The 19,087-nt window shown below is 59.6% G+C and carries 20 protein-coding genes, 1 tRNA gene and 1 riboswitch; of the genes, 10 read left to right on the forward strand and 11 right to left on the reverse strand.

Going from position 1 to position 19,087, the window contains the following annotated elements; all coding sequences use genetic code 11:
- Positions 1 to 84: 84 nt before the first annotated feature.
- The 11 genes from CFU_RS17640 to CFU_RS17690 all read right to left on the reverse strand — a co-directional run bounded on the left by CFU_RS17640 (position 85) and on the right by CFU_RS17690 (position 11,353).
- Positions 85 to 1,626: a GMC family oxidoreductase gene (locus tag CFU_RS17640; RefSeq protein ID WP_425304707.1), complete on the reverse strand. Its 1,542-nt coding sequence runs from the start codon at positions 1,624 to 1,626 to the stop codon at positions 85 to 87.
- 219 nt (positions 1,627 to 1,845) lie between these two features.
- Positions 1,846 to 2,070: a hypothetical protein gene (locus CFU_RS17645; protein WP_014007369.1), complete on the reverse strand. Its 225-nt coding sequence runs from the start codon at positions 2,068 to 2,070 to the stop codon at positions 1,846 to 1,848.
- A gap of 131 nt (positions 2,071 to 2,201) precedes the next feature.
- Positions 2,202 to 2,522 (reverse strand): hypothetical protein, encoded by a 321-nt coding sequence (locus CFU_RS17650; RefSeq protein WP_041742307.1) that lies wholly within the window; start codon positions 2,520 to 2,522, stop codon positions 2,202 to 2,204.
- 137 nt (positions 2,523 to 2,659) lie between these two features.
- Positions 2,660 to 3,310: a Pr6Pr family membrane protein gene (locus CFU_RS17655; RefSeq protein WP_014007370.1), complete on the reverse strand. Its 651-nt coding sequence runs from the start codon at positions 3,308 to 3,310 to the stop codon at positions 2,660 to 2,662.
- 27 nt (positions 3,311 to 3,337) lie between these two features.
- Positions 3,338 to 3,964, reverse strand: coding sequence for a riboflavin synthase (locus tag CFU_RS17660; protein ID WP_014007371.1), 627 nt, complete (start codon positions 3,962 to 3,964; stop codon positions 3,338 to 3,340).
- Positions 3,965 to 3,981: 17 nt separating this feature from the next.
- Positions 3,982 to 5,070: a bifunctional diaminohydroxyphosphoribosylaminopyrimidine deaminase/5-amino-6-(5-phosphoribosylamino)uracil reductase RibD gene (gene ribD, locus CFU_RS17665; protein WP_041742309.1), complete on the reverse strand. Its 1,089-nt coding sequence runs from the start codon at positions 5,068 to 5,070 to the stop codon at positions 3,982 to 3,984.
- A gap of 133 nt (positions 5,071 to 5,203) precedes the next feature.
- Positions 5,204 to 6,127: a PilW family protein gene (locus CFU_RS23420; RefSeq protein WP_014007373.1), complete on the reverse strand. Its 924-nt coding sequence runs from the start codon at positions 6,125 to 6,127 to the stop codon at positions 5,204 to 5,206.
- Positions 6,121 to 6,675, reverse strand: a complete 555-nt coding sequence (locus CFU_RS23425) for a GspH/FimT family pseudopilin (protein WP_014007374.1) — start codon at positions 6,673 to 6,675, stop codon at positions 6,121 to 6,123. The genes CFU_RS23420 and CFU_RS23425 overlap by 7 nt, the downstream gene beginning before the upstream one ends.
- Before the next feature lie 97 nt (positions 6,676 to 6,772).
- Positions 6,773 to 7,240 (reverse strand): transcriptional regulator NrdR, encoded by a 468-nt coding sequence (nrdR, locus tag CFU_RS17680; protein ID WP_014007375.1) that lies wholly within the window; start codon positions 7,238 to 7,240, stop codon positions 6,773 to 6,775.
- Positions 7,241 to 7,433: 193 nt separating this feature from the next.
- Positions 7,434 to 8,681: a serine hydroxymethyltransferase gene (gene glyA / locus CFU_RS17685; RefSeq protein ID WP_041742311.1), complete on the reverse strand. Its 1,248-nt coding sequence runs from the start codon at positions 8,679 to 8,681 to the stop codon at positions 7,434 to 7,436.
- A gap of 86 nt (positions 8,682 to 8,767) precedes the next feature.
- A riboswitch (ZMP/ZTP riboswitch) is annotated at positions 8,768 to 8,893 on the reverse strand.
- A gap of 132 nt (positions 8,894 to 9,025) precedes the next feature.
- Positions 9,026 to 11,353, reverse strand: a complete 2,328-nt coding sequence (locus tag CFU_RS17690) for a TonB-dependent receptor (protein ID WP_014007377.1) — start codon at positions 11,351 to 11,353, stop codon at positions 9,026 to 9,028.
- Positions 11,354 to 11,632: 279 nt separating this feature from the next.
- Between CFU_RS17690 and CFU_RS17695 the strand changes: the two genes are divergently transcribed.
- From CFU_RS17695 to CFU_RS17740, 10 genes are all read left to right on the forward strand, one after another.
- Entirely contained in the window at positions 11,633 to 12,379 is a 747-nt protein-coding gene (locus CFU_RS17695; RefSeq protein WP_041742314.1) for an SDR family NAD(P)-dependent oxidoreductase, read from the forward strand.
- A gap of 12 nt (positions 12,380 to 12,391) precedes the next feature.
- Positions 12,392 to 12,850: a tol-pal system-associated acyl-CoA thioesterase gene (gene ybgC / locus CFU_RS17700; RefSeq protein ID WP_014007379.1), complete on the forward strand. Its 459-nt coding sequence runs from the start codon at positions 12,392 to 12,394 to the stop codon at positions 12,848 to 12,850.
- A 237-nt stretch (positions 12,851 to 13,087) separates the two neighbouring features.
- Positions 13,088 to 13,789 carry a protein TolQ gene (gene tolQ, locus CFU_RS17705; RefSeq protein WP_014007380.1) on the forward strand — a complete coding sequence of 234 codons (702 nt, stop codon included), beginning with the start codon at positions 13,088 to 13,090 and terminating at the stop codon, positions 13,787 to 13,789.
- Positions 13,789 to 14,223: a biopolymer transporter ExbD gene (locus CFU_RS17710; RefSeq protein WP_014007381.1), complete on the forward strand. Its 435-nt coding sequence runs from the start codon at positions 13,789 to 13,791 to the stop codon at positions 14,221 to 14,223. The genes tolQ and CFU_RS17710 overlap by 1 nt, the downstream gene beginning before the upstream one ends.
- Positions 14,224 to 14,233: 10 nt before the next feature.
- The gene (gene tolA / locus CFU_RS17715) at positions 14,234 to 15,160 is read left to right on the forward strand and encodes a cell envelope integrity protein TolA (RefSeq protein WP_041742316.1); all 927 of its coding nucleotides are present in this window, start codon (positions 14,234 to 14,236) and stop codon (positions 15,158 to 15,160) included.
- Between the two features lie 3 nt (positions 15,161 to 15,163).
- Positions 15,164 to 16,447 carry a Tol-Pal system beta propeller repeat protein TolB gene (tolB, locus tag CFU_RS17720; protein ID WP_014007383.1) on the forward strand — a complete coding sequence of 428 codons (1,284 nt, stop codon included), beginning with the start codon at positions 15,164 to 15,166 and terminating at the stop codon, positions 16,445 to 16,447.
- Positions 16,448 to 16,498: 51 nt separating this feature from the next.
- On the forward strand, positions 16,499 to 17,017 hold the full coding sequence (pal, locus tag CFU_RS17725) for a peptidoglycan-associated lipoprotein Pal (RefSeq protein ID WP_014007384.1): 519 nt from the start codon (positions 16,499 to 16,501) through the stop codon (positions 17,015 to 17,017).
- 2 nt (positions 17,018 to 17,019) lie between these two features.
- Complete coding sequence (gene ybgF, locus CFU_RS17730) at positions 17,020 to 17,766, forward strand: tol-pal system protein YbgF (RefSeq protein ID WP_041742318.1); 747 nt, start codon at positions 17,020 to 17,022, stop codon at positions 17,764 to 17,766.
- Positions 17,767 to 17,856: 90 nt separating this feature from the next.
- Positions 17,857 to 17,932: transfer RNA gene (locus CFU_RS17735), tRNA-Lys, on the forward strand.
- Positions 17,933 to 18,359: 427 nt separating this feature from the next.
- Positions 18,360 to 19,061 (forward strand): pirin family protein, encoded by a 702-nt coding sequence (locus CFU_RS17740; RefSeq protein ID WP_014007386.1) that lies wholly within the window; start codon positions 18,360 to 18,362, stop codon positions 19,059 to 19,061.
- Positions 19,062 to 19,087 lie beyond the last annotated feature (26 nt).

Here is a 19,087-nt window from a genome sequence, read left to right on the forward strand (position 1 = left end):
CCACCAGCGGCTCCAGGATCAGGTGCCGGGTAAGCAAGATGGTGTCCGCCGGTTTCGAGCCCTGCGCGGCCTGGTGAGCCGGCATCATCGTCCTTGGCGGATGAAGTCCACCGCCTTTTCAGCGATCATGATGGTGGGCGCATTGGTATTGCCGCCGATCAGGGTGGGCATGATCGAGGCATCGACCACGCGCAGGCCCTGGATGCCGCGCACCCGCAAGGTCGAATCCACCACGGCGGCCGGGTCGACGCCCATCTTGCAGGTGCCGACCGGATGGTAGACCGTATCGACGTGCTGCCTGAGGATGGCGCGAATCTGCTCGTCTGATTCCACATCCGCAGTGCGCATGTCGCGTGTGCTGTAGGCAGCCAGGGCCGGCGCCTCGAGCAGTTTGCGTGTCATCTTGAAAGCATCCACCATGTCTTCCAGGTCTTGCGGGTGGTCCAGGAACTTGGGGTCGATCAGCGGCGCGTCCTGCGGATTGGTGTTGCGCAGACTGACGTCGCCCTTGCTCTGCGGCCGCAGCAGGCAGACATGGCAGGAAAAGCCGTGGCCGAGATGCAGCTTGCGCGCATGGTCTTCGACGCCGGCCATGACGAAATGCAGCTGCAGGTTGGGTGCAGGCAAATCCGGCCGGGTCTTCAAAAACCCGCCGCATTCGGCGAAATTACTGGTGAGCATGCCGCGCCGCTCATGGCGGAAGCGCTTCAGTTCCTTTAGCATGCGCAGCGAACCGCTGGCCGAGATGCCGAAGGTATCCAGGCTGTCCGATTTGTGGCAGAACACAAAATCCGGATGGTCTTGCAGGTTCTTGCCGACGCCGGGCAAATGATGGCGGACCTGGATGCCGAGCTTGCGCAGTTCGGTGCCGTCGCCGATGCCGGACAACATCAGCAATTGCGGCGATTGGAAAGCGCCGGCGGCCAGGATCACTTCGCGCCGCGCACGCAATATGCGCAACTTGCCGCCTTGCCTGACTTCGACGCCGACCGCCCGCCCCTGCTCGATGATCAGGCGTTCGGCATAGGCGCCGGTTTCCACCAGCAGGTTGCTGCGCTGTCCCAGGTGCGGCATCAGGTAGGCGCGTGCCGCGCTCCAGCGCTCGCCGTTTTTTTGCGTGACCTGGTAAACGCCCAGTCCTTCTTGCTGCTCGGCGTTGAAATCCGCACTGAGCGGATAACCTGCCTGGCGCGCGGCTTCCAGGTAGTGCTGCTGGATCGGGTTGTCGCTGCGCAGGTCGCTGACCCACAAAGGGCCGTCCTGGCCGTGCCAGGCGTTGGAAAACTGTTCGTTATGCTCTGATTTCTTGAAATAAGGCAGCACATCGTCGAACGACCAGCCGCTATTGCCGAGCTGGGCCCAATGATCGTAATCGGAGCGATGGCCGCGGATATAGACCATGGCGTTGAGCGCCGACGACCCGCCCAGCGCCTTGCCGCGCGGCTGGTAGCCGCGGCGGCCGTTGAGGCCGGGTTGCGGCACGGTTTCGAAAGCCCAGTTGTTGATCCGGGTCGGCACCATGGCAACCGCGCCGACCGGCATCTTCACCATCCAGCTGTCGCCGCTGCCGCCAGCTTCCAGCAGGCATACCGATATTTCAGGATCTTCCGTCAGGCGGCCCGCCATGACGCTGCCGGCCGAACCGCCGCCTATCACCACAAAGTCGAACTCGTCATTCACTGTGCGTCTCCCGCTCTGGTTATATTTATGCGACTGGACAAGCCAACGGCAACAAATTTAACAGCTGCGGGAAGATCGCGCCATGTGGTGAGTTAGAGCATTTGTTTCAATTACGTAAAATATCCAATCGAAAATCCATTCAATCGGGACAATGCCGCAACAGCGTCAGTGCGCTTTCGACATGACCACCAGCCATTTGCGGAACAGCAATATTTCAAGATGGCCAGCCTGGATGCCGGCATTGCATTCGAGTATGGGGTTGCTTCGATAGAGGCGCTTGTAGAAATCGCGGCAGATGAACAGCTCACGTTTGCCGAAGCGCATCAGGATTGAGGAAGGGGTAGACTCCATACCAAAGCGGGAGCCGGAGGTAATATCCAAGTTCGTCATGGCAGCAATTCCAATCTCGTTGAGGGGAATTGCACTGTACCATAACTACTGTATATGCATACAGTAAATTGCAGGGTGTCTGTTTTTAGTCACGCCGCAGGCCAGAGGCCGGCAGCGTGGCCTGATGCAAATCAACGGCGCCAGCCGCGGTCATGCCAGTAATGGTCATGCCAGCCGCGGTCTCCGCGCCAGTAACCCGGACGGCCGTAATAAGCCGGCGGATAGTAGCCAGGAGCGCCGTACACCACGACCGGAGGCGGCCGCACGTACACTGGCGGCGGCGGTGCGTAGTAGACCGGCGGTGGTGCGTAATAGACCGGCGGCGGTGCGTAATAAGCAGGTCCCGGCACACCGATATTCACCGACCAATGGGCTCCGGCAAACGCCGGGGCTGCCGAGAACAGGCTGACGGCAAGCAGTCCGAGCAGGGCAACGCGCATGGGATTTTTCATGGCAGGTCTCGATGGCTTTGAGTTAAACATGACTATATTTAACCTAATTTTCGAAGGCTGCGCTAGGTACAAGTCGTAAGGCCTGTAACAACATGTATCTCTCTATGCAAATTGTGGCCTTTTTCGCACGGAGAAGCTTAATCAATCGCCAAGTCCTGGCGTCTATACCGGGCGATGGCGACCAGGGCCATCGCGATCAGGAAAAATCCCATCAGCAGCATGGCGGCATTGGCCATCACTCGCGGATAACCGAGCTGGATGACATTCAGGAACGGATAGGGATAAAACCCCGACAAGCCGCCGCGCACCATCGCCATCGCGAAATAAGCCAGCGGGTAGATCAGCCACAGCAGGCTGTCTTTTGCCTGCAAGCCGCTCTTTGCGGAAAACAGCAGCCAGTACAGGACGAACAGCAACGGCACCACGGTGTGCAAACCCTCGTCCGACAGCCGGTGCAGGCCGGTGAACGGCGCGTGGTTGCGCAGCAGCAGGTTGTAACCAAGCCCGACAATGATGATGTACAGAGTCATTGCAGTGAGCACCCCAGGCCGGGAAAAGAAACGCCCAGGCGTGGAATCCGGCTTGAGCAGCAGCAGCGTGCAGCACACCGCCAGCAGGACATTGGTCAGGATGGTCAGGTAGCCGAACATGCGCCAGACGGCTTCACCGTAGGTCATGCCCTTGGCCAGCAGGATCGGGATGGAAATGGAAAATTGCGCGGCGATGGAAAACCACGCAACCAGCGTAATCAGCAGCAGCAACAACTGCGGTGCGATGGCTTTTTTCATGAGCGAATTCCGGGATAGCCGAGCGTCTTAGGGAACCACGCCCTGGTCGACGCTCAACATGCGTTCTACATAGCGGGCGATCAAGTCCACTTCCAGGTTGACCTGCTTGCCGACCTGCAGGTGTTTCAGCGACGTCACTTCAATCGTGTGCGGGATCAGGTTGATCGAAAACAGACAGCCGTCGGCCACGTCGTCGACCCGGTTTACCGTCAGCGACACGCCGTTGACCACCACCGAACCCTTGTAGGCGAAATATTTGGCAAGATCGCGCGCAGCCTTGATCACCAGTTCCCAGGACTCACCCACCGGTTCGAATTTCTGCACCAGCCCGAGGCCGTCGACATGGCCCGACACCAGATGGCCGCCGAGGCGGTCGGCCAGGGTCAGGGCCTTTTCCAGGTTGACCTCGCCGGCGGCATCGAGGCCGACGGTGCGGTTCAGACTCTCGCGCGAAACGTCGACTTCAAAGCTGCCGGCGTCCTTCTCGACCACGGTCATGCAGGCGCCGTTCAGGGAAATCGAATCGCCCAGCGCAACATCGGCCAGCGATAAGGCGCCGACGTCGATCTTCAGCCTGACGCCATCCTCGGCGCTGGAACCCAGCGGTTTAACGGAAGTGATTTTGCCGACGGCGGCGACGATACCAGTGAACATGATGACAATATAGAAAATTAACGGAATCGTGCAAGGATACGCAAATCCTCGCCAACCTGCTTGATTTCATGGAATTTCAGGCTCAGCTTGTGGTCCAGGTTCTCCAGCGCCGGCAGGCTGAACATGCCGCGGCCGTCGCCCAGGATGGACGGCGCCAGGTAGACCAGCAATTCGTCGACGCAATGTTCGCGGATCAGCGAGGCATTCAGCTTGGAGCCGGCTTCGACATGCAATTCGTTGACCTGGCGTTTGCCGAGTTCGAGTATCACCTGCGGCAAATCGACCTTGCCGTCAGCGTTCGACAGCACCACGACCTCCGCGCCTTGCTGCTCCAGCAAGGCCTGTTTGTTGGCATCGGCGGTAGCGCTGAAAATCAGGTTGCCGCCGCCCGCCAGGATTTTTGCATCCGGGCTGATGCTGAGCTTGCTGTCGACGATCACCCGCAGCGGCTGCCGCAGTATCGGCGGCACGGTGCGCACCGTCAGTTGCGGATTATCTTCTTTCACAGTGCCGATGCCGGTCAGGATGGCGCCGGCGCGGGCGCGCCACATGTGGCCGTCGTCGCGCGCCGCCTGCGAGGTGATCCACTGGCTCTGGCCGTTATGCAAGGCGGTCTTGCCGTCCAGGCTGGCCGCCACTTTCAGCCTGACCCAGGGTTTGCCGGTTTGCATGCGCGTGAAAAAACCGATGTTCAGCTCGCGCGCCTGCGCTGCAAGGACGCCGGATTCGACCGCGATTCCCGCCGCCTGCAGGCGCGCCATGCCCTGCCCTGCCACCAGCGGATTAGGATCGCCTATCGCCGCCACTACCTTTGCCACGCCGGCCAGCACCAGCGCATCGGCGCAAGGCGGCGTGCGGCCGAAATGGCTGCACGGCTCGAGCGTGACATACACCGTGGCGCCGCGCACATCGTGGCCCTTGGCGGCGGCATCCTGCAGCGCCTGGATCTCGGCATGGTTGCCGCCCGGCGGCTGGGTGAATCCACTGCCGATGACCTGGCCGTCCTTGACGATCACGCAGCCGACGGCGGGATTCGGTGCGCTCGACAGCAGGCCGTTTTCGGCAAGCTGCAGAGCCTGCGACATCAACTGCTCAACCGCGGTCATGGGAAAAGCCTGGAAATCATGTAAAAGCCGTGAGAAAGGAGAGATGCAATGATTGTACAAAATATGCCGCCGCCATCGTTAATTAATATGCGATACAGTTTATAAGCGGTTTATAAGCCATTCTATAGCCGGTTCAAGGCATGGCGGCGGCGCGGTTGCGCAAGGTCACCACTCGCTTGAATACGGCGCGCAGACGGCGATCGCTGGCCACCCTGGCGCTGCCGGCGCAATCGACATAGCGCTGCGGATCGATGGCCAGGTTGTTCTCGCCGCGCAGCTGCAGGCACAGGCCGACGCGGACCACCCGTTCCCAGTTTTGCCGCTGGTCGTCGGACAAGGCGGCTACCTGGGTTGCGTTCAGGAACTGGTGCCGCGTTGCGTCGCCAGCCGCAGCCACGCCAAAGGTCAGCTGCAGGTCTTCGACGTTGTTGACCACCGGTTGCGCGCTGCCATTGCCCTGGCAATAAAGAGAGTTTGCACTGCCGCCGACACGCGTCGCGACAAAATAAAGATTGCGCGCAATGGTCACGTGCGGCCCCAGCATATAGGCCGGATGGTCGGGCGGCACGGCAATCGCGGCCAGCCGCGCGCCGTTGCAGTCGACGCCGGCGCCGCTGGACGGATCGGAGTAGTCGTCCGAGCGGTAACTGACTTCAAAAGCGGCCATCCCGGCCTCCGGGCTGCACGAGAAATCTTTCGTTCCCGGTCCCAGCGGCTTGACGAAGCCGTGCTCGCAGCCGCGCAAGCCTTGCGCCGGCGAACCGTCGTCGAGGATGAAATCGGTGATGGGCGCCGTACCTGCGGGCGAGACCGCGCTCGCCACATTGCCGAACCAGGCTTGCCGCAGATCCCTTTCCATCAGGATCATGGCGTAATTGCCGTCCTGGTACAGGCGCCGCTTGTCTTCGTTCAGGCGGAAGCTGGCTTTGCCGCCCAGGTAGAGCGTCGTGCTCAACAGCAGCAGACCGGATGCAATCGCCAGCGCCGCCAGCAATTCCACCATCGACAGCCCACCGTGGACACAAGCTTGCCTGCGGCGGCTAGCGATGTTCAGCATTTGCTGGCATCCGGCTTTACGCTGATGCGGCCGGTGTTGGCGATGCATATCGTGCGCGCAAATTCATCGTTATGGCTGACGACCAGCTTCGTGAAGCTGCTGCTGGTGTTGCCGCCGCTGTGGTAGGTGATCGTCGTCCTGCCGGCAACAACCTGGACATCCTCATCCAGCGCGCCGTGCCGCAACAATATTTGCCGGCTGTCGGCCGCCAGCACCAGCCAGCCGGCGCCCCAGTCGCCAGCGGCGCGCGTGGCCGTGGCTGCCGCGCTGCATAGCGCATCGGCAGAATCGGCATCTATGCTGCGGCAGAGCTGCACCGCGCGGCCGCGCTGGATGGCCTCGCTGCGCGCCAGGGTGAGTGCGGCGACCAGCTGGCTGGTATCGGCGGCCAGCCGGTTCTGGATCACGAACGCCCGCATGGACGGCAACGCCAGGCCCAGCAGGATGCTCGCGATCGCCAGCGTGATCATGGCCTCGACCAGGGTCAGGCCAGAATCCGGCGCAATTCCGGTTGCATCAGCGCGCAGGGAGGATCGCGGCAAAGGCATATAGAGTTCCCGGTTATTGGATTTTTTATTTCACTTTTATCAATCATTCTGACAAAAAAATAGCGCCGGACTGAGCGGCGCTAGCGTATTTAAGAATTTACTTTCGTCGGCTCGGCGGCCCGGAAAACTCTTCGATCATGTTCTGGAATTCGGCGACGTCTTCAAAGCTTTTGTAGACCGAGGCGAAACGGATATACGCAATCTTGTCCAGGCGCTTGAGTTCCCGCATCACCAGTTCGCCGACATGGCCGGACAGCACTTCGCGCTCGCCGCTGGACAGCAGTTTTTCCTTGATGCGCTGCAAGGCCTCATCCAGCGCCTCCACCGATACCGGACGCTTGCGCAGGGCCAGCATCAGGCTGGCGCGCAGCTTGAGCGGATCGAAGTCGGTGCGGCTGCCGTTCTTCTTGACGATCACCGGCATCGCCAGCTCTATCCGTTCAAAGGTGGTGAAGCGTTTGTCGCATTGCATGCAACGGCGCCGGCGGCGGATCGAATCGCCCTCTTCCGACACGCGCGTGTCGAGCACCTGGGTTTCTTCATGCTGGCAGAATGGACATTTCATGATGGCGGTAATCCGAAGGTTATAACGGCGTGCAATGTCGGCAGTTCCATCTCTACATTATTCCTTTTCGTGGCCGCGCGCCAAACTGGCCAGACTGGCGTCATATGGCGCATGGGCCCGGGCAGAAGCTGCACCGGGCCCATGACTTCTCTCGATTGCCGGCCTGCCCCGCGGCACACCGGCAATCGCTGCATCAGGCTGCGTATACCGGGAAAGCGTCGGTCAGTTTCTTGACTTCGGCCTTGACCCGTTCGATGGTCGCTGCGTCATGCGGATTGTCCAGCACGTCGGCGATCAGGTTGCCGACCTTGGTCGCTTCCGCTTCCTTGAATCCGCGGGTAGTGAACGCCGGGCTGCCGACACGGATGCCGGAAGTGACGAACGGCTTTTCCGGATCGTTAGGAATCGCGTTCTTGTTGCAAGTCATGTGCGCCGAACCCAGGATCGCTTCGGCTTCCTTGCCGGTGATCTTCTTGGCGCGCAGGTCGACCAGCATCACGTGCGATTCGGTACGGCCGGAAACGATGCGCAAGCCGCGTGCGATCAGTGCTTTCGCCAGGGCGTCGGCATTCTTCACCACCTGCTGCTGGTAAGCCTTGAATTCCGGCGTCAGCGCTTCCTTGAACGCTACCGCCTTGCCGGCGATGACGTGCATCAGCGGACCGCCCTGGATGCCTGGGAAAATCGCCGAATTGATGGCTTTTTCGAACTCGGCCTTCATCAGGATGATGCCGCCGCGCGGGCCTCGCAGGGATTTGTGGGTAGTCGACGTCACGAAGTCGGCGTGCGGCACCGGATTCGGATATTCGCCGGCGGCGATCAGGCCGGCGTAGTGCGCCATGTCGACCATGAAGTAAGCGCCGACCGCCTTGGCTACTTTAGACATGCGCTCGAAATCGATGCGCAGGGCGTAGGCCGAAGCGCCGGCGATGATCAGCTTCGGCTTCTTTTCGTGCGCCAGGCGTTCGAATGCTTCGTAATCGATTTCTTCTTTTTCGTTGAGGCCGTAGGACACCACGTTGAACCATTTGCCAGACATGTTCAACGCCATGCCGTGCGTCAGGTGGCCGCCTTCGGCCAGCGACATGCCCATGATGGTGTCGCCTGGCTTGAGCATGGCGAAAAACACGCCTTGGTTGGCTTGCGAGCCGGAGTTAGGCTGGACGTTGGCGGCTTCGGCGCCGAACAGTTCCTTGACGCGGTCGATCGCCAGCTGCTCGGCGATGTCGACGAATTCGCAGCCGCCGTAATAACGCTTGCCTGGATAACCTTCAGCGTACTTGTTGGTCAGCTGCGTGCCTTGCGCTTCCATCACGGCAGGCGAAGTGTAGTTTTCCGACGCGATCAGCTCGATGTGTTCTTGCTGGCGGTGGTTTTCTTTCTGGATGGCGCTCCACAATTCCGGATCGACATTGGCGAGGGTATGGTTTTTTTCGAACATATGATACTCCAATCGATAAGGGTGTGCCTAAATCGAATGAGGGCCAGGGTATTTTGGAATGCGGCAGCCTCAGTCGTACTTTCCATTAGGGCTGCCCAGGCGCACGGCGGATGAAATCTCACGCTTCCCGGTGGATGCCCACCTTTTGCCGAAGCCGCCGCGATCTTATGAATCCGCGCGGTCCGGTTTTTTCGCCAGTCACGTGAGACGAAATGGTGCGGCTATTGTAAGCGAAGCACCTGGTTTGGGCAAGATTGGCCCTGGCCTCGGCGCTGGATAAAAAAAGCCGCCCCGGAGGACGGCTTTTGCGTGAAATTTACCAAAAAAACAATAATTACAAGCGTTTATATCTTTCCCGCCAGGCTGATGCCTATCGTGCGCGGCGCAATCCGGTAGCCTTCCGATACCGACTGCACGTTCGGACGCTGGATCACCTTGTCGCTATTGGTTGCATTCTTGACAAACAGGGTCAGTTCCCAGCGATCGAAAGTGGCGCCGACGCTGGCGTCGACGGTGCTGTAGGCCGGGCGCTGGTAATCCGGATCGGTAGCCACCAGGGTGCCGTGGCTGCTGCCGGTCCAGTGCGCGGCGGCACGGGCAAAACCGTAATAATCGCCGGTCAGGTTGAAGCTATATTGGCCGGTCAGGCTGACGTTGTATTTAGGCACGCCCTGGATCGGATCGCCGGCGTGCGCTTTCAGCGACGGCACGTCAGACGACAAGGTCGCCTTGGTGTAGCCGCCGGACAGGCCGAGCAGGATGTTGGACGTCGGCTTGCCCTTGATCTCGAACTCGGCGCCATAGCTCTTGGCCTTGCCGACGTTGGTTTCGTAATCGAAGCCGCAGCCGGGCAGCGCGATGTCCTGCTGCAAGCCGTCCCACTGGATATAAAAGACCGATGCGTTGACCGACAGGCGGTTGCCCAGCAGGCGCGACTTGTTGCCCAGTTCATAGCTCCACAGCTTGTCGGACTTGAACGAAGTCGGCGCTTCGCTAATGCCGAGATTGGCGAAGTCGGACGCGCACAGCGACGCCGGGATCGGACGGGTATTGCCGCCCAGGCGGAATCCTTCGGTGGCCGAGGTGTACACGGTATTGTTAGGATCGACTTCCCAGATCAGAGAAAACTTCGGCGTCAGCTTGGAAGAACTGCTGCTGACCGATGAACTGGTCGGGCCGCCGTTCCAGTAATCGTCGCCGTTGCGGCTCAGGCTGTCGGTAGCTTGCAGGTAGCGCAGGCCGACGGTGCCGTGCACGGTCGGCACGAAATAATAATTCAGCTCGCCGAACAGCGCTTTCTGCTCGGTGCGGTAGTGGCGCTCGCTGAAATAGGAATTGTCGTTCGGGAAGGCGATCCCGAGCTGGCTCGGATCGGCCGGATTGGCGCCGAACGCGGCGTAAGTCGCATTGAGGCCGAAGATCGGTTCGTTGTCGGTCACATTGGTATGCAGGTTGGCGTAATAGACGCCGCCCAGCCAGGTGAACGGCGAGACTTTCTGGTCATACGGCTTGGAAGTGACGCGGAATTCCTGCGAGAACTGCCGCACCTGGTTCTGCAGGTACACCGCCGATGGCAAGGCGCCGATGGCAGCGGCGAGGCCAGGCGGCGTGTCCGGCACCGCCGAACCGAGGTTGTTGACGGTGGTGCCGTCCTGGGTGCGGTTGAAGGTGCGCTGGTAGAAACTGGAAACCGAGATCAGGTCGGCCTGGCCCAGGTCGTAATTGACGGTCAGGCTGGGCACCAGCAGGCGGTCGTTGCCTGGCTCGCGCACCAGCTTGCTGGTCTGGTTCTTGGGCAGGTCCAGGTAGGAGGCGTCGATATCCTTGGAATTGACTTCCTGGTAGAACACCGAGGGCGTGATGCTCAGGTTGCGGGTCGGCTGCCATTTCATCGCCAGCTTCACCACGCTCGAATCCTGGGCGTTGATGCCGGAAGCGATCACATTGCCGGTGGTCGGCGATACCTGGTCGATATAACCGCTCTCATGGCCGGTCTGGATGCCGATGCGCAGCGCCAGTTCGCCCGGGATCAGGGGCTGGTTGACGACGCCGTTGACAGTGTAGTTGGTGCCGCCGCCCTTGGTTCCCGAGACTTCGGAATAGACGCTGGCTTCGCGCTCCTTCAGGTTGGGCTGGTTGCTGATGAACTTGATGGTGCCGCCCATCGAACTGGCGCCATATAGCGTGCCCTGCGGGCCGCGCAGCACTTCGATGCGGTCGATGTCGAAGAACTTCGGTTCGGAACTGCCCATGCTGTACAGGTTGCGCGTGGTCATCGAGACATCGTCGAGGTAGACGCCGACGGTGGCCGAACCGGCGGCTGAACTGATGCCGCGGATTTCGATGTTGCTCAGGCCCGCGCCGGAACCGCTGGCGCCGGAGAACGAGATGTTCGGCATGGCCCGCGTCACGTCTGCAAAATTGTTGATGTGCGCGGCTTGCAGTTCCTCGCCGCTGATCACCGAAATGCTGAGCGGCACCTTGCTGGCATCTTCCTTGCGCTTTTGCGCCGTAACGAGCACAGCTTCAATCTGGTCGCTCTGCTTCGCCGATTTTTTTGTCTCGGGCGCATCGGCGGCAAGCTGTTGCGCTGAAGCCGTAGCCAGCAGTAGTGTGGAAGTTGCTGCGGCCACAGCAATCGCACAGGTCAGATTCGAGGAACCAGGTCTCATTTTTTTATAACCCTATGGTAGGCAGCGGTGAAAAATACTTATCAGCAATATTTATGCCACGCCCGGCATTCCTCCAAAAGGGGCATTACTGCCAGCAGCACCCCAGGGCGCCAAGTTCAGGGGCTGTTTTTATGTCACGTTCTGGTGCGGCTTGCACCAAAGCAAATATACGACCGTACTACCGCACTTCAGCGATAGGGAATAGCGCGCCGGCAAATTGGGCTACAATTTCCGGCTGGACCGACACGCAACCGATAAGCAACAACAGGAGCATTGACCATGATTGTCTTGATTACCGGCGCAACCGCTGGCTTCGGCGCCGAAATGGCGCGTAAATTCACCAAGAACGGCCATCAGGTCATCGCTACCGGCCGCCGCAAGGACCGGCTGGACCAGCTGGCCGCCGAACTGGGCGCGGCAGTGTTGCCTATCGTCATGGACGTCACCGACAAGGCCTCGATCAGCAGCGCGCTGGCTGCGCTGCCGCCGGCATGGCAGGAAATCGACGTGCTGGTCAATAACGCCGGCCTGGCGCTGGGCGTGGAATCGGCGCAGCAAGCCTCGCTGGAAGAATGGGAAACCATGATCGAGACCAATTGCAAGGGCCTGGTGACCATGACCCGCCTGGTGCTGCCCGGCATGGTGGCGCGCGGACGCGGCACGGTGATCAACCTCGGTTCCATCGCTGGCGAATACCCTTATCCGGGCGGCAATGTGTACGGCGCCACCAAGGCTTTCGTCAAGCAGTTCACGCTCAACCTGCGCGCCGACCTGGTGGGCACCGGCGTGCGCGCTACCGATATCGCGCCGGGTTTGTGCGGCGGCACCGAGTTCTCCAATGTGCGCTACCGCGGCAACGACGAAGCGGCCGCCAAAGTCTATGAAGGCACACAGCCGCTGACGCCGGGCGACATTGCCGATACCGCCTACTGGGTCGCGACCCTGCCGGCCCACATCAATATCAACCGCATTGAAATGATGCCTACCTGCCAGGGTTTTGCCGGCATGAGCATCAAGCGCAACTAAGCAAGCCAGGCAATGAGCAAGATGACTCCCCTCCCGCATGCAGACTTCAGCTGGCGTATCCGGGTCTACTACGAAGACACCGATACCGGCGGCGTGGTGTTCTACGCCAACTATCTGAAATTTTTCGAGCGCGCCCGCACCGAGTGGCTGCGCGCGGCCGGCGTCGGCCAGCGCACGCTGGAACAGACCGACGGCGTCATGTTCGTCGTGAAAAACACCAGTGTCGATTACCACGCGCCGGCCAAACTGGATGACGAACTGGAATTGACGGTAGTAGTCGAGCGCCTTGGCCGCGTCGGCGTCGATTTCATCCAGCAAGCTTGGCGCCTGGGCGAGGATAAGCCAACCCTGCTGGCGACCGGCCGCATCAGCGTAGCCTGTGTCAACGCCGTCACTTTCCGGCCGCAAGGCATTCCGAAACCGGTATTGCACAACATCAAACCCGGCGCCCGGCATGCTGCAGCGGCATAAAGCTTGCTTTAATGCACTCAGTGAAAATAGTTCATTACAGCAACCCTTGAACCTTCGGACGCCCGCTGTGGTCTGAGCAACATTGCAACAAAATCCGGGGCAAGCGATAACGTCTGGTAACAATTCCTTCACCAATTGCTAATTTGGCGGTAAGCACTTTACGTTTACAATTCGTTGATTCGTTGTTTAATAAGGTCTTTTACTTAAACCTAAGACCATTCCTCAAGACCGCTATCCATGAATGTCACCCAAGATCTTTCGTTTATCACTCTCATCACCAATGCTTCAGTATTAGTACAGCTAGTCATGGCGCTGCTGCTGGCAGTCTCCGTGATGAGCTGGACTTACATTTTCCGCAAGATGTTCGCGATCCGCAGCGCCCGTTCGCAGACGGAAGAATTCGAGCGCGCATTCTGGTCCGGCGGCAACCTGGCTACCCTGTACCAGGACGCCACCTCGAACCGGCGCAAAGGCGCCGGCCAAACCGGTGCCCTGGAACGCATTTTCGAAGCCGGCATGGATGAGTTCAACAAGGTCAAGGCTTCGCTCGGCCACAAGAGCGCGGGCGATTCCGCCGCCTTGCTGGACGGCGCCCGGCGCGCCATGCGCGCGGCTTACCAGCGGGAAATGGATGCGCTGGAATCGCACCTGGCCTTCCTCGCCTCGGTCGGTTCGGTATCGCCGTATGTCGGCCTGTTCGGCACCGTGTGGGGCATCATGAATGCGTTCCGCGGCTTGGCAAACGTGCAACAGGCTACGCTGGCGGCGGTTGCGCCCGGCATCGCCGAAGCCCTGATCGCCACCGCAATCGGCCTGTTCGCCGCGATTCCGGCGGTGGTTGCCTATAACCGTTTCTCGCATGATGTCGACCGCCTGGCCATCCGCTTCGAGAGCTTCATCGAAGAATTCTCCAACATCTTGCAACGTCAGGCGCGCTAATGTCCGGCTCCTCATCCATGCGCGGCGGCCGCACCCGCAAATTCAAGGCGGACATCAACGTCGTTCCGTACATCGACGTGATGATGGTATTGCTGGTGATTTTCATGGTGTCGGCGCCGCTGACCAATCCGAGCGTGATCAATTTGCCGAACGCGGCGAAATCGGCGACGCCGCCGACCGAATACATCGAAATCACCCTGAAACCGGGCGACCTCACCAGCGTGCGCATCAACAGCCAGAAAAGCGGCACCAGCAAGGCCGAGAGCGTGCCGCGCAACGGCCTGAAGCAGAAGCTGCAGCTGCTGCATGCCGACAAACCCGACATGCCGGTGATGATTTCGGCCGACAAGGACATCAAATACGACGAAGTGATCAAGGTCATTTCGGAAGCCAAGATGCTTGGCATTAACCGCGTCGGACTGGCGACAAAGTGACGATCAGGTTATGACAGGCAACTCCCCGTATTCCGTACCAAAAGAACCCGGCAGCATACGCGCCATCTTGCTTGCAGCGGCGGTGCATGCCGCCTTGTTTGCCTTCCTCTGGTTCGGCATCCACTGGCAAAGTACGCAGCCGATAGCCGTCGAGGCCGAAGTCTGGGATCCGCAGATCAAGGATGCCGCGCCGACGCCGCCGGAACCAGTGCCGCAACCGACTCCGGAACCGAAGCCGGAACCGGTGATCCAGGACACCACGCCGCCGAAGGTGGTGGCGCCGCCGTTGCCGGATCCGGAAATCGCGCTGGAACAGGAAAAGAAACGCAAAGAACAGGAACGCAAGGACCTGCAGCGCCAGGAAGAACTGGAAAAGCAGCGGAAATTGCAAAAACAGCAAGACGAACAAGAGCAGAAAGACAAGCTGAAGGCCGAGGCTGAGCAAAAAGCTGCCAAGGACAAGGCCGCGGCCCAGGAAAAACAAAAACTGGATGCCGCCAAAAAGACTGAAGCCGATGCCAAGAAGAAACAGGCAGCTGCAGAGGCCGCCGCCGAAACCAAGCGCCGCAGCGATGAAATGAAGCGCATGCTGGGCCAGGCAGTCGGCAACGGCCCGGCCAACAGCACCGGCACCGCGGCCCAGTCGCAAGGGCCGCGCGGCGATCCTGGCTATGCGCAAAAGGTCGCCAGCAAGATCAAGTCGAACATCATCTTTAACGTGCCCGAAGGCTTGGCCGGAAACCCGGCAGCGGAATTTGATGTCCAACTGCTGCCGGACGGTTCGGTAGCGAGCGTGCGCCTCAGGAAATCCTCTGGGGTTTCCGGTTTTGACGAGGCAGTCAAACGAGCGATTGAGAAATCGGCGCCTTATCCAAAAGACAAAACGGGTTCTGTTCCGTCCAGCTTCATCGGAACCCATAAACCGAAAGATCAGTAAGCCATGAAAAACAAACTGCACCAACTATTCGCAGCCGTGGGGCTTGTGCTTGCCACGGTGGCGTTCAGCGCCCCGGCCAACGCCCAACTGCGCATCGAAACCTCCGGCGTCGGCGCCAGCCAGATTCCGATCGCCATCGCCGGCTTCAGCAACGAAGACCTGGCGCCTCAACAGGTTACAGCGATCATCAAGGCTGACCTGGCGCGCAGCGGATTTTTCAAGATTATCGACACCGGCGATGTCATCTCGGAAGCGAGCCAGGTCAACCTCGGCGACTGGAAAGCGCGCGGCGCCGACGCCCTGGTGGTCGGCAGCGTGCAACGCCTGGCCGACGGCCGTTTCGACGTCCGCTACCGCCTGATGGACACCGTCAAATCGGCCCAGCTGTCGGCGCTGGCGATGGCTGCCGCGCCACAGTACACGCGGGTCACCGCCCACAAGATCGCCGACGACATCTATGAAAAACTGATCGGCGCACGCGGCGCATTTGCTACCCGCATCGCTTACATCATCAAGGCCGGCAAGGAATACCGGCTGGAAGTCGCCGACTCCGACGGCGAAGGCACCCAGGTCGCGCTGCGCTCCAACGAACCGATCATTTCGCCGGCCTGGTCGCCGGACGGCACCAAGGTCGCCTACGTCTCGTTCGAAGCCAAGAAACCGGTGGTCTACGTGCAGAACCTGATCACCAAGCAGCGCATCGTGGTGGCCAACTACAAGGGCAGCAATTCGGCGCCGTCGTGGTCGCCTGACGGCAGCAAGCTGGCGATTGCGCTGGCGCGCGACGGCCTGACCCAAGTCTACGTGGTGAACTCCGACGGCGGCGGCTTGCGGCGCCTGACCCAGACCAACGGCATCGACACCGAGCCGCAATTCTCGGCCGACGGCCAGAACATCTACTTCACCAGCGACCGCAGCGGCGGCCCGCAAATCTACAAGATGAGCGCCAGCGGCGGCGACGCCCAGCGCGTGACCTTCGGCGGCACTTACAACATCAGCCCGCGGATTTCGCCCGACGGCAAGACGCTGGCGTATATCTCGCAGCGCGGCGGCCGCTTCCAGCTGTATGCGCTGGACCTGACCAATGGCCAGGAACAGCGTTTGTCGGACACCGTCAAGGATGAATCCCCGAGTTTTTCGCCGAACGGCAAATACATCATGTACGCCACAGAATCGGGCCGCCGCGGTTCGCTGGCAGTGGTCTCAGTTGACGGCCGCGTAAAACAGCGCTTAACTATGCAGGCAGGCGATATACGGGAGCCTACTTGGGGTCCTTTCATGAAATAATCACGTAGTTACTTTGAATCGACGTTCGTTTCCCACTCTGGAGAATTAAAAATGCTAAATATCAGAAACTTTGCCCTCGTCGTTGCCAGCGCCATCTTGCTGGCCGCTTGCTCGTCCCCTGTCAAGCTGGACGACAAGGCAGTCCCAGTCGTCGACAGCGGCGCTACCGGTGCTGATACCCGTTCCGTCAATACGGTTGACGCCGGTTCCAGCGATCCGCTGAACCAGCCAGGCGGCATCCTCTCCAAGCGCAGCATTTACTTTGACTTCGACAGCTACACCGTCAAGGACGAGTTCAAGTCAGTAGTTGAAGCGCACGCCCAGTATCTGAACAGCCACAAGAACCGCAAGATCATCATCCAAGGCAATACCGATGACCGCGGCGGCCGCGAATACAACCTGGCGCTGGGACAAAAACGTGCCGAGGCAGTACGCAAGGCATTGGTGTTGTTAGGCGTATCGGACACCCAGGTCGAAGCAGTTTCGCTGGGCAAGGAAAAGCCTAAGGCGCTCGGCAGCGACGAAGCGTCCTACGCTGAAAACCGCCGTTCCGACATCGTTTATCAATAATGATGCGGACGTTCTTCAAAGCCACGATGACTGCGGCCATGCTGGCCGCGGTTTTTTCCGCTCCGACCGCCCGCGCCGGGCTGTTTGACGACGATGAAGCACGTCGGGCGATATTGGATATACGCAGCAAGATCGATGCGGTGAATGCCAAGGTCGATACCAAGGCGGACAAGACCAGTTCCCTCAACCTGTCCGACCAGAATGATCGCCTGAACCAGGAAATCGCCAAGCTGCGCGGACAGATCGAAGTGCTGACCAACGAGCTGGCAAATACCCAGCAGCGCCAGAAAGATTTCTACGTCGACCTCGATACCCGCATGCGCAAGCTGGAGCCGCAGAAGGTCAGCGTCGACGGCCAGGAAGTGAGCATCGGCGCCAACGACCAGAAGGCCTACGATGCAGCGCTGGCGACCTTCAAGGCTGGCGACTATAAAACCGCGGCAACGGCGTTTTCGAATTTCGTGCGCTCCAGCCCGGACTCAGGCCTGGCGCCATCCGCGCAATATTTCCTGGGCAACTCGTATTACGCCCTGCGCGATTACAAGAATGCGATTGCAGCGCAGCAGGTGGTGGTCAGCAAGTACGCCGACAATCCCAAGGCGGCCGACGCACTGTTGACTATCTCCAGCAGCTACACCGAGCTGAAGAATAAGCCGCAGTCCAAGCGCGCACTGGAACAGCTGCTGTCGCAGTATCCAAACACGCAGGCGGCCCAGACAGCAAAGGAACGCCTTGCCACGCTCAAGTGAGCGGCAAAATCTAATTTTGCAGATTATATAAATAAAAGTGCATATGGGTTTGACAGCTCATATGCACTTTACATATAATAGCGGTCTTTCGGGTCGTTAGCTCAGCTGGTAGAGCAGCGGACTTTTAATCCGTTGGTCGCAGGTTCGAATCCCGCACGGCCTACCACGAATAAGCAGCAAGAAACAGAAACGCAGAAGCAGCCGCTTGCAGAAATGTAAGCGGCTTTTTTGTTTTTGCCTGCCCGCTTTTCCGTCATCGCGGCGCCCTCTTTCCTTCTTCAAATCCCGGCGGCTGGCCGCGCATTTGTTGTAAATAATTTCCATCCAGCTATCTATTTTCGAATTTTATGTTGTAATGCCCGTTTTTTTAATCTTTACGGCGCTCACAAAGATTGATGTATGGCCCGGTCAGCCGCATAAACAAAGGCATTTTCATAATGTTCGATAAATTCGAACATACACCCCTATTTTTTCCGTTTTTCTTTTGATTTGGCAACGCGCATACTTCTTCCAGTTGCTTCAACACTGCAGCCATCGCTACCATTCTTCATAGTGAAAAATGGCGCTGCCTGCAGTCACTGACGGAGAAAATCATGCTTCAAATTCGTAAAAGCGAAGAACGCGGCGTCGCCGATCACGGTTGGCTGAATTCGCACCATACATTTTCGTTCGGCCACTATTTCGACGCTGAACATACCGGCTTCGGACCGCTGCTGGTGATCAACGAAGACCGGGTAAAAGCCGGCCAAGGTTTCGGCACCCACGGCCACAGCGACATGGAAATCATTTCCTATGTGCTGGACGGCGCGCTGGAACACAAGGACAGCATGGGCACCGGTTCGGTCCTGCATTACGGCGATGTGCAAAGGATGAGCGCCGGCAGCGGCGTACGCCACAGCGAGTTCAATCACTCGGCTGCCGCGCCTGTGCATTTCCTGCAGATCTGGATCAAGCCGAATGTCACCGGCATTCCGCCCAGCTACGAGGAAAAGCATTTCACGGTTGCGCAAAAGCAGGAACAGCTGCGCCTGATCGCATCGGCCGACGGCCGCGACAACTCGGTGCTGATCCATCAGGATGCGTCGATCTATGCAGCGATCCTGAACGGCGGCGAGCCGCTGCGGCACACGCTGGCAGATGGACGCAACGCTTATGTGCATGTGATACGCGGCCGCGTCAGCGTTAACGGCGTCGAGCTGAACGGCGGCGACGCGGTGAAGGTGACGGCCGAGAATGCGGTCGTGCTGGCCAACGCCGAAGCCGCAGAAGTATTGCTGTTCGACCTGCCTTATTGATCTGGCGGGCGAAGCAGAGGCCGGGC

Origin of the sequence: Collimonas fungivorans Ter331 (assembly GCF_000221045.1) — a bacterium.
Taxonomy (GTDB): Bacteria; Pseudomonadota; Gammaproteobacteria; order Burkholderiales; family Burkholderiaceae_D; genus Collimonas; species Collimonas fungivorans_A.

Coding starts and splice junctions, on each gene's coding strand:
- CFU_RS17660 (WP_014007371.1), bottom strand. CDS start 3,964: ATGTTCACTGGTATCGTCGCCGCCGTCGGCAAAATCACTTCCGTTAAA.
- CFU_RS17695 (WP_041742314.1), top strand. CDS start 11,633: ATGATTGTCTTGATTACCGGCGCAACCGCTGGCTTCGGCGCCGAAATG.
- nrdR (WP_014007375.1), bottom strand. CDS start 7,240: ATGAAATGTCCATTCTGCCAGCATGAAGAAACCCAGGTGCTCGACACG.
- tolB (WP_014007383.1), top strand. CDS start 15,164: ATGAAAAACAAACTGCACCAACTATTCGCAGCCGTGGGGCTTGTGCTT.
- CFU_RS23420 (WP_014007373.1), bottom strand. CDS start 6,127: ATGCTGAACATCGCTAGCCGCCGCAGGCAAGCTTGTGTCCACGGTGGG.
- CFU_RS17740 (WP_014007386.1), top strand. CDS start 18,360: ATGCTTCAAATTCGTAAAAGCGAAGAACGCGGCGTCGCCGATCACGGT.
- CFU_RS23425 (WP_014007374.1), bottom strand. CDS start 6,675: ATGCCTTTGCCGCGATCCTCCCTGCGCGCTGATGCAACCGGAATTGCG.
- pal (WP_014007384.1), top strand. CDS start 16,499: ATGCTAAATATCAGAAACTTTGCCCTCGTCGTTGCCAGCGCCATCTTG.
- glyA (WP_041742311.1), bottom strand. CDS start 8,681: ATGTTCGAAAAAAACCATACCCTCGCCAATGTCGATCCGGAATTGTGG.
- ybgF (WP_041742318.1), top strand. CDS start 17,020: ATGCGGACGTTCTTCAAAGCCACGATGACTGCGGCCATGCTGGCCGCG.
- ribD (WP_041742309.1), bottom strand. CDS start 5,070: ATGACCGCGGTTGAGCAGTTGATGTCGCAGGCTCTGCAGCTTGCCGAA.
- CFU_RS17645 (WP_014007369.1), bottom strand. CDS start 2,070: ATGACGAACTTGGATATTACCTCCGGCTCCCGCTTTGGTATGGAGTCT.
- CFU_RS17690 (WP_014007377.1), bottom strand. CDS start 11,353: ATGAGACCTGGTTCCTCGAATCTGACCTGTGCGATTGCTGTGGCCGCA.
- ybgC (WP_014007379.1), top strand. CDS start 12,392: ATGAGCAAGATGACTCCCCTCCCGCATGCAGACTTCAGCTGGCGTATC.
- tolA (WP_041742316.1), top strand. CDS start 14,234: ATGACAGGCAACTCCCCGTATTCCGTACCAAAAGAACCCGGCAGCATA.
- CFU_RS17640 (WP_425304707.1), bottom strand. CDS start 1,626: ATGGCGGGCCGCCTGACGGAAGATCCTGAAATATCGGTATGCCTGCTG.
- CFU_RS17655 (WP_014007370.1), bottom strand. CDS start 3,310: ATGAAAAAAGCCATCGCACCGCAGTTGTTGCTGCTGCTGATTACGCTG.
- tolQ (WP_014007380.1), top strand. CDS start 13,088: ATGAATGTCACCCAAGATCTTTCGTTTATCACTCTCATCACCAATGCT.
- CFU_RS17710 (WP_014007381.1), top strand. CDS start 13,789: ATGTCCGGCTCCTCATCCATGCGCGGCGGCCGCACCCGCAAATTCAAG.
- CFU_RS17650 (WP_041742307.1), bottom strand. CDS start 2,522: ATGAAAAATCCCATGCGCGTTGCCCTGCTCGGACTGCTTGCCGTCAGC.